12 protein-coding genes are annotated in these 13,402 nt (G+C 64.8%); 7 read left to right on the top strand and 5 right to left on the bottom strand.

Translation table 11 applies throughout. The annotated features are described in order from the left end of the window. The first annotated feature begins 144 nt into the window (after window positions 1-144). The 3 genes from VN706_24080 (at window position 145) to VN706_24070 (ending at window position 3,230) form a co-directional block, all read left to right on the top strand. On the top strand, window positions 145-942 hold the full coding sequence (locus VN706_24080) for a hypothetical protein (GenBank protein ID HXT18725.1): 798 nt from the start codon (window positions 145-147) through the stop codon (window positions 940-942). Between the two features lie 261 nt (window positions 943-1,203). Next, entirely contained in the window at window positions 1,204-2,127 is a 924-nt protein-coding gene (locus VN706_24075) for a hypothetical protein (protein HXT18724.1), read from the top strand. A 257-nt stretch (window positions 2,128-2,384) separates the two neighbouring features. Beyond that, the gene (locus VN706_24070; GenBank protein HXT18723.1) at window positions 2,385-3,230 is read left to right on the top strand and encodes a L,D-transpeptidase; all 846 of its coding nucleotides are present in this window, start codon (window positions 2,385-2,387) and stop codon (window positions 3,228-3,230) included. Between the two features lie 373 nt (window positions 3,231-3,603). On the opposite strand, the gene VN706_24065 is transcribed toward VN706_24070, so the two are convergent. Further along, complete coding sequence (locus VN706_24065; protein ID HXT18722.1) at window positions 3,604-4,158, bottom strand: CHRD domain-containing protein; 555 nt, start codon at window positions 4,156-4,158, stop codon at window positions 3,604-3,606. Between the two features lie 162 nt (window positions 4,159-4,320). Further along, complete coding sequence (pal, locus tag VN706_24060; protein ID HXT18721.1) at window positions 4,321-5,403, bottom strand: peptidoglycan-associated lipoprotein Pal; 1,083 nt, start codon at window positions 5,401-5,403, stop codon at window positions 4,321-4,323. A gap of 322 nt (window positions 5,404-5,725) precedes the next feature. Here pal and VN706_24055 point away from each other — a divergent pair, with 322 nt between their 5' ends. The 3 genes from VN706_24055 (at window position 5,726) to VN706_24045 (ending at window position 10,405) form a co-directional block, all read left to right on the top strand. Next, complete coding sequence (locus VN706_24055) at window positions 5,726-7,456, top strand: amidohydrolase family protein (GenBank protein HXT18720.1); 1,731 nt, start codon at window positions 5,726-5,728, stop codon at window positions 7,454-7,456. A gap of 184 nt (window positions 7,457-7,640) precedes the next feature. Continuing rightward, window positions 7,641-8,966 (top strand): amidohydrolase, encoded by a 1,326-nt coding sequence (locus tag VN706_24050; protein HXT18719.1) that lies wholly within the window; start codon window positions 7,641-7,643, stop codon window positions 8,964-8,966. A 125-nt stretch (window positions 8,967-9,091) separates the two neighbouring features. After that, on the top strand, window positions 9,092-10,405 hold the full coding sequence (locus VN706_24045; protein HXT18718.1) for an amidohydrolase family protein: 1,314 nt from the start codon (window positions 9,092-9,094) through the stop codon (window positions 10,403-10,405). Here VN706_24045 and VN706_24040 read toward each other — a convergent pair. Beyond that, window positions 10,402-11,328: a hypothetical protein gene (locus VN706_24040; protein ID HXT18717.1), complete on the bottom strand. Its 927-nt coding sequence runs from the start codon at window positions 11,326-11,328 to the stop codon at window positions 10,402-10,404. The genes VN706_24045 and VN706_24040 overlap by 4 nt on opposite strands. Window positions 11,329-11,470: 142 nt before the next feature. Here VN706_24040 and VN706_24035 point away from each other — a divergent pair, with 142 nt between their 5' ends. After that, entirely contained in the window at window positions 11,471-12,043 is a 573-nt protein-coding gene (locus VN706_24035; protein ID HXT18716.1) for a hypothetical protein, read from the top strand. A 13-nt stretch (window positions 12,044-12,056) separates the two neighbouring features. Here the strand turns inward: VN706_24035 and VN706_24030 are convergent, their stop codons facing one another. Both VN706_24030 and VN706_24025 read right to left on the bottom strand, forming a co-directional pair. Next, on the bottom strand, window positions 12,057-13,154 hold the full coding sequence (locus VN706_24030) for a peptidyl-alpha-hydroxyglycine alpha-amidating lyase family protein (GenBank protein ID HXT18715.1): 1,098 nt from the start codon (window positions 13,152-13,154) through the stop codon (window positions 12,057-12,059). Then, window positions 13,112-13,363 (bottom strand): hypothetical protein, encoded by a 252-nt coding sequence (locus VN706_24025; GenBank protein ID HXT18714.1) that lies wholly within the window; start codon window positions 13,361-13,363, stop codon window positions 13,112-13,114. The genes VN706_24030 and VN706_24025 overlap by 43 nt, the downstream gene beginning before the upstream one ends. Between the last annotated feature and the right edge of the window lie 39 nt (window positions 13,364-13,402).

Below are 13,402 nucleotides of genomic sequence, written 5' to 3'. Positions count from 1 at the left end.
CGGAACCGTGCTCGTACGAACTTGCGCGCGTGCGGGGTCGGCCCGCTCGTGCCGCGACGACGTACGTCGCTCGAGGAACTGTTCGTTCTTCGCCCGGAGGTCGTCCGCGGGGGCAATTTGAGGGACGATTTGGGAGGTCAAGCGATGAGTCTCAACATACGGTCGACGTCCACGTTCGGCGCCACACTGCTCGCGCTCGCCGCCGCGGTCGCTGTCGCACAGAAGCCGACGTCGACGAAGCGAATTCCGATCACGAAGGAAGCCGGCGGCGAAGTGGTGCGCGTCGACACGGTGTTCAAAACGGATACGCTGCAAGTCACGAACACCGTCTATCGCACGGACACGTTGATGCGCACGATGGTACGCGTCGACACCGTGCAGCTGCAGCCGCCGGTGATTCCGATCAAGCTGCCGGCCGGGTTCTATTTCGGCCTCGCGGGCGGATCGTCCACGCCAACGGGTTCCATCTTCGACGCCAGCAGCACCGGCATCCTCGGCCAACTGCACCTGGGCTGGCAGAACGCCAAGCAGATCCTCGGCGGTCGTATCAGCGGCACGTACACGGCGCTCGGGCAGGATGCCGCGTTCTCGCACGGCGTGACGGCGAAGCTGTGGACGTTGAGCACGGACGCGAAGGTCAACGTCCCGCTGGGCCACACGTTCGGGTTCACGCCGCGGCTATCGGCGTACGGCATTGGCGGGTGGACGTACACGTGGTATCGCGATCTCCCGACAAAGCTCGATACGCCCGACAACGTGTTCATCGTCCAGAACGGAATCGACTCGTGGACGGGCCGGAACGGTTGGGACGCGGGCGGCGGTTTGTCGCTGATGTGGGGCCGCAGCGAGGTGTTCCTGGAGGCACGCGTGCTGGGCTTCGATCCGACGAACGCGAAGCATGCGTACCAGGTCCCGGTCGTGTTCGGATTTAACTGGTATTAGCGGCTTTTGGCGGTGCAAGTGGCGGTTGAGTCCGCCGTGAGAGCGAACTGATCAAAAATTTGTCGAGTCTCCTTCTTTGTCGAGGCGATTTACCCCACGGTCGGGCCTGCGACGGCACAAACTCTGCTTTCCGTCCCGGCGGTGCCGCGACGAAGTACGTCGATCGGGGACCTCGGTGTGATGCGGTACACCGAGCTATCCCGCCCGGTAGTCGTCCGCGGGGGCAAGTCGATCAGGGACGACGAAGAGGGAGGAGACCCAATGTTCTACCGTAATGCTCTACTGCTCGTTGCCGGCGCGGCGTTCTTCGCTCTCGACGCCTCCTCGGCTTCGGCGCAGACCAAGAAGACGACGTCCAGCAAGCGCATCCCGATCACGAAGGAGTCGCCGGGCGAAGTTGCGCCTCGGGTCGACACGGTGACCGTCTACAAGACGGACACGTTGCGCATGATGGGTCGAGTGGACACGCTCCGCTTGACCGGTCCGACGGTGACCGTGCATGACACCGTGATGCAGAGCGTACCGATGGTGGCTCGCCACATCGGTGGGATGTACCTCGGTTTGGGCGCTGGTCCGGCCCTGCCGTACGGCTCCATTCGTACGGTGAATGAGCCGGGCACGATGGGCCAGGTGAATCTTGGCTGGCAGGGCGTCAACAGCGCTCTCGGATTCCGTCTTGACGGTGCGTTCACGCAGTACGCCGACAACGCGGATTACGACCTGCTTGGACCCAAGCCGGAAGTCTGGAACGGCAACGCGGATGTTCGCCTGAACCTGCCGTTCTTCAACCACACGCTCGGTTCGAGCGTGCTGTTCACCCCGTATTTGATCGGCGGTGGCAGCTGGCTGCACTACCGGAACCTGCGCGCCAAGCTCGATGCGGACAACGGCACGCTGGGCACGAATGCCGGGTACGGCCCGCAGCACGCGGTGATCGCCGGTTCGACCACGACGACGACCACGGGCACTGGCGCCGGGCTGAATCTCAGCGGCATCCAGAACAGCAACTGGGAAAGCAGCTGGGGCTACAACTTCGGCGGCGGTCTCGCGTTCCACGCCGGCAAGAAGGAAATGTTCGTCGAGGCGCGCTGGATTCACTTCACGCCCGAGAACAACACGTCCGTCGGCAGCCCGTTCAGCTCGGCGTGGCATGTGCCGGTGACGTTCGGCGTCAATTTCTTCTAAGCACGCTCGAGCGGTTGCAAGTGTTTCAAGTAGTTGCAGGATGAGTAGTTCAGCAGGCGCAGGTAACAGCAGCACCAGAAGTTACCGCAGCAGTACGCAGGACCGTAGGACGTCGCGGAACCGTGGCAGACTGGCCCACAGACCAGTCTGCCATGGGTTTCGGCGTTTACATCTGTGACTTTTGGAACAGATTTGGCGTAGGATCTATATAGACAGCGCGAGCACCCACGCGACGCGCCTTTTCAATAGAGCCCGCCATGAGCAGCATCCAAAAAAACCGGCTTCAGAAAATCCTCGGAATGTTGAGCGCCGCCGCCGTCGTGGCCTCTCTGCCTGCGCCAGTAGCCGCGCAGGGACCGCAGGGCGGTTTGGTATATGATCTGACGCGCCCGCGCGCGAGCGCCGTCGATACGACCGACGAAGCGTCGGAATCGACGAAGTACACCTTCAAGTCGCGCGCGGACAGCATCAACTGGGAACAGAAGCGATCGCTGGCCGAGCATGCCACGGGCTTCCGCATCGTGGTGTCGCTGAAGGACGCGCACCTCTGGACGATCATCGGTAACGACACGGTGCTGAGCGCCCCCGCCGCGGTCGCCAAAGGAACGACGCTCGAATACGGCAAGCAGAAGTTCACCTTCGACACGCCGCGCGGCATTCGCACGGTGCTCGGCAAGGAAGCTGATCCGATCTGGCAGCCGCCCCTTTGGCTGTACGTCGAAACGGCGAAGGAATACGACCTCAAGATCCGCGAGATGCACAACGGCGAGCGCATCAAGCTGTCGGACGGCCGCTTGCTCACGATGCAGGACGGCGAGGCCGGCGTCATCGACAACGGCGAATTCGCCGCGCTGCCGACCGACGAGCACATCGTCTTCGACAACACGCTCTTCGTTCCGCCGATGGGTTCAAAGAACCGTAAAGTCGAAGGCGAGCTTGGCAAGTACCGCTTGATCCTTGGCGACGGCTACCTCCTGCACGGCACGCCGTACAAGGAGTCGATCGGTCTCGCCGCGACGCACGGCTGCGTGCGACTGCGCGACGAGGACATCGAGTGGCTGTACGACCACGTGCCGGTGGGCACGCGGGTCTACATCTACTGATCCGGCTGCACGAATACGAAAGGCCCGCGCGATTTGCGCGGGCCTTTTTTCGTTCGCGTCTTGGTTAGAGAGGGTACCGCGGCCCGCGCGCGTTCGTCATCCTGAGTCGCGCAGCGACGAAAGGATCTCGTCCGCGTCCCGGCATCGGGATCACGTACGCGGATGAGATCCTTCGCTCCGCTCAGGATGACACGGTCAGCCCGACGAGCGACGGGCCGGGGACGTCTGGAGGCGAGGCGTGGCAATAGTGCCCAGGTAGTATCGGCACTATTGCACTCGCTCGCCGGAAGACATCCCCGGCCCGGAGCGTCCACGCGTCCACGCGTCCACGCGTCCACGCGTCGAAACACGAGACGCGGACGCGAGACGCGCGCTACTGCTTGATCGAGATCTGGCCGCGAATTTCGCCGCCCGGATTGTTCGTCGTGTGAATGTTCGCGTAGGTCATACCCGCCAACAGCAGCTTCCGAAGCGAATCGCCATTGATCGTCGACGTGATCTGCGTCGCCGCGTTCAATGTGATCGTGCCAGTCGCCGAGCCGGTCGTCGCGGCCTTGAAGCCGGTGAACACCGCGTCCGGAGCGTGACCGCTCTGCGCGGGATCGAAATTCAAAATCACGTTCGCCGTGTTCGCGGTGCCCGCGAGATTGAACGGCCCGTGAATGTGGCCGTTGTTCACGTTCGACGTGAGCCCGCTGAACTGCACGTTGTACGTGAACACGTTCGTCACCGTGTCGAGCGTTGCGGTGAACTGCCCCGTCCCCTGCGGATTTCCAATGAGATTCGAACCGAATTCACCGGCGGGGCTCATCGACGCGGTGAAAGTCACGATGTGCGACGCGGGTGTCGTCGGCGTGCCGTCGTTGCTGCTGCCGCACGCGACGATCGTCGCGGTTGCAAGACCCAAGGCTACTACACGGTGAATCATGTGGGGACCCTCGATTGGGGTACGCGGGGCGAACCGAGCAAATCGAGGAATCCCAGGCTCGGGAAGGCGGTTCCTGTCACGCGCTCCACAGCAACGACGAACGGCACACCCAGCTGCTCGGTGTGCCGTTCGCCCTACACCTCGAGGAGTTCGCTCGAGCCGTTAGCTGATACCACCCGCGACGATGACGAACTCATCGCGACGGTTTTGCTTCCAGCAACTCTCATCGTGCTCCTGACACACCGGCCGCTCTTCACCGTTGCTGCTGATGTCGATGCGCGATGCATCGATGCCGTGATCGATCAGGTACTTCCGCGCGGTCTGCGCGCGGCGCATGCCCAGCGCCATGTTGTACTCGTCCGAGCCGCGCTCGTCGGCGTTGCCTTCGATGCGAATGCGGATCGACGGATTGTTGCGCAGCACGGGCAGCTTCGCATCGAGCGTCGCGCGCTGATCGTCGCGCAGCTCCGAGCGATCGAAGTCGAAGTACAGCTTCGCGAGCAGTGCCTCGCGATCGCGATTCACGCGATCGATCGAATCACGATTCGGCGCGGGCGCCATGCGAACCGGCGGCGGAGGCGGCTCGGTGCGCGGCGGCGGCGCTTCGCGCCGCTGCTCGACGGGCGCGGGCGCCGGTGGGGGCGGCGGCGGCGCGTGATGATTGCCGAGCAGAAAGCTCAAACCACCGCGAATCTCGACGTTGGTGGACCGCGCGGCCTTGGGATTCACACCAACCACCGGGGGAAATCCAAACGTCGCCGCGGTCGGATTCTCGACGTACTGCACGATGCCGTCGAACCGCAGCGCGACGACGTCGCCCAGCATGAAGCGAAATCCGCCGCCGAGTGGAACGGTGAAGTCCGTGTGTCCGCCGAAGCGCTCTCCACCCGCGCCGGCTTCGAGCAGCAGTTGATGCGTGTGCCCGCCAAGCCCGAATGGAATGCCGTAATTGAACTGACCCGTATAGGTCTGGTTCGACGTCGAACCGCTCACACGCGGCGGCTCGTTGTTGAAGCTCGACGTCGCGGCGGTTGCCTCGAGCTCCCAGCGATGCGTGAGAAACACGCCAAGCCGGCCGCCGAAACCCCAGCCGTTTTGCACGTGCCACGCGGCGTCGGTCCGCGTGAACTGGCCGAAGCCACCCAACTCGACGTTTCCGCCACTCTGCGCGTGCGCGCGTGCGCTTGGCAGCGCGGCGAATATCGAACCCGCGACTACTACAGCCAACAGACGATGTGTATGCATGTAATCTCCGCGATGATACGACAACAAGGGACTGCTAGGACCGGCGGTGAACGGCGTCGTCGCCCGGGATGGATGCCCGATACCTCTTCATAGTCGATGGACGGACCGGACTGAGCCATGGTAAAGATCACAGATCTGGAAGACCCGGGGGGCATTCGTCCCCGCCTGTCCAGCATGAGCTCGCCAAGGTAATATAATGGCCCCAATCGGACAGCGCCTGGGCGCCTAGCGATCCGACGCATTGCGTCTGAGATTGGCCGTCGCGGCCCACGCTGGCCGCGTCTCATCCCACCAATGAGGTCCTGTCGCAATGCGGATCGCAATGCGGAACCGTCGGTTCGTGCGGACCATGCCGGGAACGATGCTCGTCCTCGGCACCCTGGCCGCGTCTCCCCCACTCCTCGGCGCCCAGATCGGCGTGCAGCGCGAGCGCAACGCGCCGAGTGTGTATGCGATTACTAATGCTAGAATTGTGACAATGGCCGGGCCGGCCATCGAACGCGGCACGGTCGTCGTGCGCGACGGCGTCATTACCGCGGTCGGCGCCAGCGCCGCGGTGCCGGGTGATGCGCGGGTCATCGACGGCGCCGGGCTCACGGTGTATCCGGGGCTCATCGACGCCAACTCGAGTGTCGGGCTCGCGAGTGCCGCGGCCGCGGACAATGCGGCGCGCGGCGCGGCCGGCCGCGGGGGCCGGGGCGGCGCTCCGGTGCAGCAAGGCGCCGCGATGTCCGCGCCGAACTCGTTACATCCCGTGGGGCTGCAGCCCGAGCTCGCGGCGATCGATTTCGTCCATGCCGATCCCGATGCGTTCAGCGGCCCGCAGAGCGCGGGGATCACGACGATTCTCGCGACGCCGTCATCGGGCATTTTCCGCGGACTGTCGGCGGTCGTGAACCTCGGCGGCGCGAACGCGCAGGCGATGCTCGTCAGGGCGCCGGTGGCCGAGCACATCGGCTTCACGCCGCGGCGTGATGGCGGCTATCCCAATTCTCTCATGGGCGTGTTCTCGGTCCTGCGGCAAACGCTGCTGGACGCGCAGCACTATGCGGCGGAGAACGCGGCGTATGCGAAGAATCCGCGGGCGATGCGTCGTCCGGAGCCCGATCCGTCGCTCGATGCGCTGCAGCCCGTGTTGTCGCGGCAGATTCCGGTGGTGTTCGACGTCTCGTCGCAACGCGAGATCGAACGGGCGCTCGACCTGGCGAGGGAATTCAACCTTCGCGCGATGATCGCCGGCGGCGAGGAAGCGGACAAAGTCGCGGCGCGGCTCAAGGCGGAGAACGTACCGGTGCTCGCGACGCTCAACTTTCCGCGGCGTCCGCAGCAGTCGCCCGACGCGGATCCCGAGCCGACGCGCATGCTGCGCGCGCGCGTGGAAGCGCCGCGTCTCGCCTCGAAGCTGCAGGCGGCGGGCGTCAAGTTCGCGTTCGAGGACGGCGGCCTCACGAACTGGCCGGAATTCCTCGCGAACGCGAAGAGTGCGGTGGACGCCGGGCTTTCGTCCGATCAAGCCGTGCGAGCGCTCACGCTGTCGGCCGCCGAGATACTGGGTGTGGCCGACCGGCTGGGGTCGGTCGAGGTGGGGAAGGTCGCGAACCTGACGGTGGCGCGCGGCGACCTGTTCAGCGGGCGCGTGACGCAGGTGTTCGTGGACGGCACGCCGATGGACGTACGTGCTCCGACGAATGCGAACGGCGCCGCGCTCATCGCGAATGGAACGTGGCAGATCACGGTGACGCTCGACGAGGGCGAGAAGCCGGTGACGCTCACATTGCAGCAGGTGGGAGATCAGCTGCGCGGCACGATTCAGGGCGCGCTGGGGAGCAATCAGATCGCGGATGGTTCGGTGACGGCGGCGGGTGACGTCCAGTTTCGGACGACGATCACGATGAATGACGGATCGGAGGAAGCGCGCTTCGCGGGGACGATCGAGGCGAACGTCATGCGGGGGACGGTGCGCATCGTCGGGCATCCGCAGGGGACGTTTGTGGGGACGAAGCCGGCGGGCGCCCCGGGGTCGGGGCGGCGGGGCTCACCCCCACCGGTTTAGGCGGACGTTGTCAGATCTTGTCAGATCTTGTCAGATCTTGTCAGAGGTTGTCGTGTGCCGGCTGGCGTTCGAGTTGAGGTTTCGCGATTCACCACGACACGTTCTGATCAGATCTGACCGGAGCGAATGGCACATGATCTCTTTTTGGAGATTTAATATGAAAATATGCTTATTAACGGTAACAATGGCAGCGCTCGCGGCGGCGGCCGCCGCCGCCCAGCAGCCGGTCCCGAGCAAGGCGGGACCGACTCTCATCAAGAATGCCACGGTCCTTACCGTCACGAAGGGGAAGCTCGAGAACACCGACCTGCTGCTTCAGAACGGCAAGATCGCGGCGATCGGCAAGAATCTCTCGGCGCCCGCGGGCGCGCAGGTCATCGACGCGAGCGGCAAGTACGTGATGCCCGGGATCATCGATCCGCACTCGCACACCATGATCGACGCGGTGAACGAAGGGTCGTTGTCGGTCACGTCGATGGTGCGCATTCGCGACGTGCTGAATCCGACGGACATCAACATCTATCGACAACTCGCCGGCGGCGTCACGACGATCAACGTGCTGCACGGCTCGGCGAATACGATCGGCGGCCAGAACGCCGTCGTGAAGCTCAAGTACGGCCGCGACGTGGACGAGATGCTGTTCCCGGGCGCCATGCCGGGCATCAAGTTCGCGCTCGGCGAGAACGTCACGCAGAAGAACTCGCAGACCGCGGCGCAGGCGACGGGTCGTCCGCTGCGCTATCCGTCGACGCGCATGGGGCAGGAAGAGGTGCTGCGCGATGCGTTCACACGCGCGCGCGACTACAAGGCGACGTGGGACGACTACAACGCGAAGGTGAAGGCGGGCGACAAGACGTCCGTCGCGCCGGAGCGCGATCTCGAGCTCGAGCCGCTCGTCGAAGTGCTCGAGGGCAAGCGGTACGTCCACGCGCACTCCTACCGCGCGGATGAAATGCTCATGCTTCTCAACGTGGCCAAGGAGTTCGGCTTCACGGTGAAGACGCTGCAGCACGGTCTCGAGGGCTACAAGATCGCGTCGGAAATCGCGCAGGCCGGCACGGGACTGTCGACGTTCGCCGACGAGTGGTCGTACAAGGTCGAGGCGTACGACGCGATTCCGTACAACGTCGCGATTCTGATGCGTCACGGCGTCGTGGCCACGGTGAACTCCGATTCCGACGAACGCGCGCGCCGGTTGAACATCGACGCCGCGAAGATGATTCGGTACGGCGGCCTGACCGAGGATGAAGCGCTCAAGACGATCACGTACAACGGCGCGGTGCAGCTCGGCGTGCAGGACAAGGTCGGTTCGATCGAGGTGGGCAAGGATGCGGACGTGGTGATCTGGAACGGCGATCCGCTCAGCGTGTACTCGACCGCCGAAACGACGTTCATCGACGGCGAGATTTTCTTCGACATCAAGCGCGACCAGCAGATGCGCCAGCAGGCGGCGCAAGAGCGCGCCGCGCTCGAGGCGCAGGACCGCGGCCGGAGGGCGATCGTACCATGAGTGAATTCAACAACTGTTATGCCTGGTGTAGTCATCCCGAGCGGAGCGAGGGATCTAGCGTCACGATTCACGGCCCGGCCAATCCGTCGGGACGGCAGATTCCTCGGTCGCTTCGCTTCCTCGGAATGACCGCCGCGTTTGCGCTCGCGCCAATCGCCGCCTCCGCCCAGCTCGGCTCCTACAATCCATCACCTGGCCCGCAGGGGACGTTCGCCATTCGCGGCGGCACCGTGGTCACGGTGAGCGGCGCGGACATCCCGAACGGAACTGTCGTGATCAGCGGCGGAAAGATCACCGCGGTCGGCGCGAACGTCGCGGTGCCGGCAAACGCGCAGGTGATCGACGCCAAGGGCTTGTACGTCTATCCGGGCATGATCGAGACGGGATCGAGCGTCGGCTTGTCGGAGATCGGCCAGGGCGCCGTCGCGACGGTCGACATCTCGGAGGTCGGATCGTTCAATCCGAATGCGCAGGCATTCTACGGTATCGATCCGCACAGCGCGCACATCGGCGTGGCGCGCGTCGTCGGCATCACGACGGTGGTGTCACGGCCGACAGGCGGCATCATGTCGGGCGAGGCGGCGCTGATGAATCTCGCCGGCGACACGCCACCGAAGATGGCGGTGGTGCCGCGCGTCGCGCTGGTGATCGAGCTGCCACGCTCGGGGTTTGGCGGCCGCGGGTTCGCGCGCGCCGCGGCGTTGCAGCAGGGCGCGCCGGCGGATGCGAATCGCGTGCGCGCCGCGCAGATGGATTCACTGCGCAAGATGCTTCGCGACGCCGACGCGTACGGAAAGGCGCAGGCCGCGTACGCGAAGGACAAGTCGCTGCCGCGTCCGGCGCATGACGTCGTGCTCGACGCGATGCTGCCCGCGCTCAATGGACAGATGCCTGTGATCTTTCCCGCCGATCGCGCGAATGACATTCGCGACGCGGTCAACTTCGCGCAGGAAATGCATCTCAAGCCGATCATCATGGGCGGCCAGGATGCGCCGGCGGTTGCGTCATTCCTTAAACAACATGACGTGCCGGTCATCGTCACCGCGGTCATGCACCTGCCGTCGCGCGAAGACGATCCGTACGACGTGAACTACACCATTCCCGCCAAGCTCGCCGCGGCGGGCGTGACGTTCGCGATCTCGACGGGCGACCGCGGCTCGGAAATTCGTACGCTGCCCTACAACGCCGGCATGGCCGCGGCGCACGGGTTGTCGAAGGCCGACGCGCTCAGGTCGGTGACGTTGTGGCCGGCGCAGATCTTCGGCGTCGGCGATCGTCTCGGATCGATCGACGTCGGCAAGATGGCGAACATCGTCGTGACGACGGGCGACATGCTCGAGGCGAGAACGGACACGAAGTATTTGTTCATCGACGGACGCGCCGTGCCGCTCGAATCGAAGCACACGCAGATGAACGCGTTGTTCAAGGACAGACCCTAGCGCGCCGGCGACGGCGCGCTGTTCCCGCCGTCGACCTCGAACTTCCACGATGCATCCTTCTGTTTCCGCCACACCGTGAGGTATTTGCCGAAGCGCTGAACCGCGGCTCCTGAAGGCCCGCGCGTCGTCGTGACGGATTCCCCGATCGTGAAGCCGAGATCTCGCGAGCCGGCAATGGACGCGTACACCGGCTGCCACGTGAGCGATGCCGGTTCGCCGCGCGTCTCGAAATACTCCTTCACCGCTTTCGGGCCGATGAGGATCGCCGGCGAGCCGAACATCGCGCCGTCGTCGGCGATCGTATTCGCGAACGCGAAGCTCGCGCCCATGCGATATGACAGATCGGAAAACAAACTGTCGGCGGCGCGCACGTTGGTGCGCGCCTCGTCGGTTGGCCGGGCAATGCGTGGCCGCGGCGGAGTGATCTGCGCGGGCGTGAGCGGCATCTCGCCCGCGGTCGGGCCGCCGATCTCGGCGTAGGCCAGAATACGCCACGACTGCCCCGACGTCCGCTGCCAATACGCGACGTATCGTTCGACTTGCACTCGCCCGCTCGAACTTTCGGCGTGCGCGGCCATGCCCCAGGTATAACCCGACCGCAAGTCGTTCGAGACGCCACCGCCCAGCGGAACCCATGTTGGGTTTCCGAGGCCCCGGTTGGCCGTGGACGCGAGCATCGCGCGCGCGATGTCCGCGCCGTACACCGGCGGCGCTCCGGCGCGCAGGAAGGCGATATCGCTGCCAAGAAACGCACCCATGCCGTCGGCCATCCCGCGCCGGGCCACGCTGTCGGTGCGTGATTGATCGAACAGCAGCAGCGTGTCCCGGGCTGGGCCGCGCGCGGGCTCCGGCGCCACCGGACGGTGGTGCAGGCTACACCCGCACAGCAACAGCGCCGCCGGGATGAGCGAGCGCGTCCTCATTCCCCGATGCTATCGCGCCACGTGAAGCGGCGCCAGTGGCGTGCTGATACGCGTTGGGAAGCCAAACGCGAAGCATCGGCGTTGCCGACATTCCGTAGCACGAACGATGCGCCTTATGCCCCGAAACGCATCGGTGAGCTGAATGAGAAAGCTGGTTCGTGATGGTGTGCCGTGGGAGATACGAGAGGTCGACTCGAGCCGGATTCCGGGCGCACGTCGCGACCGGTGTTTGATCTATGAGTGTGAAGGCATCGTACGGAGGGTCTGGAATTTTTCGGACACATGGGCCGAGCTGTCCGACGACGCGCTGTGGTCGCTGCTCGACGGACCGGCCGCCCAGCCGGCTCCGCAGCAACCGTCCGACACGAACGTCACACACGTAGCACAGCTCGGCGACGACGCACGCGTCGTGGCGGAGCGCACGCGCTCGCTACTCCAAGAGGTTGCTCTGCTTCGTGAGACGAACTCGTCGCTTCGTGGTGAACGGGAAGACATCGTCGATCGTTGTCGCGGACTGCGAGAGCACATGCACCAGGCCATCGCGCACTACGCCGAATCGTTGCGGGCCGATGGAATTCCTCCAGAGCGCGCGCTCATTCTCATGAAATCGGCGCTGCAGCTCGGGCTCGCCGGGTGCGACGACCGTGAGCCGGACGCCGAGCAATTGCTGCACGAGGGCGTGGACTGGGGAATCGACGCGTACTACGCCGCCTGATCCGCCTGCAGCGCTACGGGTGAAGGGTCAGCTTCTGCACGCGCCAGTTGAGCAGCTCCGCGACGTACAGTTCATTCTCCGACGGACACGCGATCTCGTGAATCCAGCCGAATTGCTTGAGCGCCTTCCCCGCCTCGCCAAGCACGCCGAGCACCTTGCCGTCCAATGAGAGTTTGTAGATACGGCCGGGAACGGCGTCGGCGCTGTAGAGTACCTCGCGCGGCGGCGGTGTAATACAAATCGCCCACGGCGCGCCCGATACGGACAGGGAATTCCCGTTCGGCGCGCCGCCGAGCATCACGTTCGGCTCTTTCGTGAATGGGACGTCGATGGTGAACTGTCGCTCGAAGGTGCCGTCGGCATCGAATACCTGGATGCGCCGGTTCGTGCGATCCGCCACGTAGATGTTCCCCTTCGAGTCGCTCGCGATCGAGTGCAGAATGTTGAACTGGCCGGGTCCCGTCCCGCGCTCGCCCCACGTTTTCACCCAGCGGCCGTTGGAGTCGACCTTCACCACGCGCGAATTGTTGTATCCGTCGGCGACGAACACGTTGCCGGCGTTGTCCCACGCGACGTCGGTCGGCCGGTTGAACGAACCCCATCCCGGACGCGGCACTGTGCCGGGGGCAGTGGGCGCGGGGTCTTCGACGGCTTCGGCACGGCGGCCGAGCACCATCGTCACGCGCCCCGCGGAATTGAACTTCATGATCATGTTCGTGCCTTCGTCCACCGCCCACAGATTGCCGTCGTGGTCGATGCGAACGGTGTGCGCGAACGCAAAGCCGTACAGATTCTGGCCGATTTCGCGAATGAAGTCGCCGCTCGGTCCGAACTCGAAGAGCTGCGATGCGACGCCGCCGTGCACGGTGCTTCGCGATCCCGTGCGCGTGAAGACGAAGAGATGCCGTCGCTTGTCGATCGTCACGCCGGCGACTTCACCGAACTGCAGCGTCGAAGGCAGCTCGAGAAAGTCCGTGGTCGCGTCGAATCGGATCTCGGGCACGGACTGCTGGCCGGAGGCGGACGACGCCGCCGCGACCAGCAGAACGAGGCCCAGCCGGCGCAACGTCACGAAGCCGTGGCGCCCACCGGCCGCGGATGCGTGGCCCACCACGCAGTGATCGCGCGCTTCACGGCGTCGGGCGAATGGTCGGCATCAACCGCGGGACCAACGTACTGATTGGCTTTGGAATCCACGATCGCCCACCGGGGCTCGGTCTCACGCCCAACCGCGGCGATGGTACAGCGCAATTGCACGCCATCTTCGAGGGTGACGACGATGGCTTCGGAATCGGAATCCGCACGACGACGACGACGCATGCGCGCGACCAGTGCAAGTTCAGGGCAACCGCGAGTCGT

The sequence above is a fragment of the Gemmatimonadaceae bacterium genome (genome assembly GCA_035606695.1).
GTDB lineage: Bacteria > Gemmatimonadota > Gemmatimonadetes > Gemmatimonadales > Gemmatimonadaceae > JAQBQB01.
The sequence above is the reverse complement of the archived record's forward strand: the minus strand, read 5'-3'. Positions and strand labels throughout refer to the sequence as shown.

Bases quoted from the DNA above. Each gene is read 5' to 3' on its own strand.
- VN706_24080 (HXT18725.1), top strand. From the start codon at position 145: ATGAGTCTCAACATACGGTCGACGTCCACGTTCGGCGCCACACTGCTC.
- VN706_24075 (HXT18724.1), top strand. From the start codon at position 1,204: ATGTTCTACCGTAATGCTCTACTGCTCGTTGCCGGCGCGGCGTTCTTC.
- VN706_24070 (HXT18723.1), top strand. From the start codon at position 2,385: ATGAGCAGCATCCAAAAAAACCGGCTTCAGAAAATCCTCGGAATGTTG.
- VN706_24065 (HXT18722.1), bottom strand. From the start codon at position 4,158: ATGATTCACCGTGTAGTAGCCTTGGGTCTTGCAACCGCGACGATCGTC.
- pal (HXT18721.1), bottom strand. From the start codon at position 5,403: ATGCATACACATCGTCTGTTGGCTGTAGTAGTCGCGGGTTCGATATTC.
- VN706_24055 (HXT18720.1), top strand. From the start codon at position 5,726: ATGCGGAACCGTCGGTTCGTGCGGACCATGCCGGGAACGATGCTCGTC.
- VN706_24050 (HXT18719.1), top strand. From the start codon at position 7,641: ATGGCAGCGCTCGCGGCGGCGGCCGCCGCCGCCCAGCAGCCGGTCCCG.
- VN706_24045 (HXT18718.1), top strand. From the start codon at position 9,092: ATGACCGCCGCGTTTGCGCTCGCGCCAATCGCCGCCTCCGCCCAGCTC.
- VN706_24040 (HXT18717.1), bottom strand. From the start codon at position 11,328: ATGAGGACGCGCTCGCTCATCCCGGCGGCGCTGTTGCTGTGCGGGTGT.
- VN706_24035 (HXT18716.1), top strand. From the start codon at position 11,471: ATGAGAAAGCTGGTTCGTGATGGTGTGCCGTGGGAGATACGAGAGGTC.
- VN706_24025 (HXT18714.1), bottom strand. From the start codon at position 13,363: ATGCGTCGTCGTCGTCGTGCGGATTCCGATTCCGAAGCCATCGTCGTC.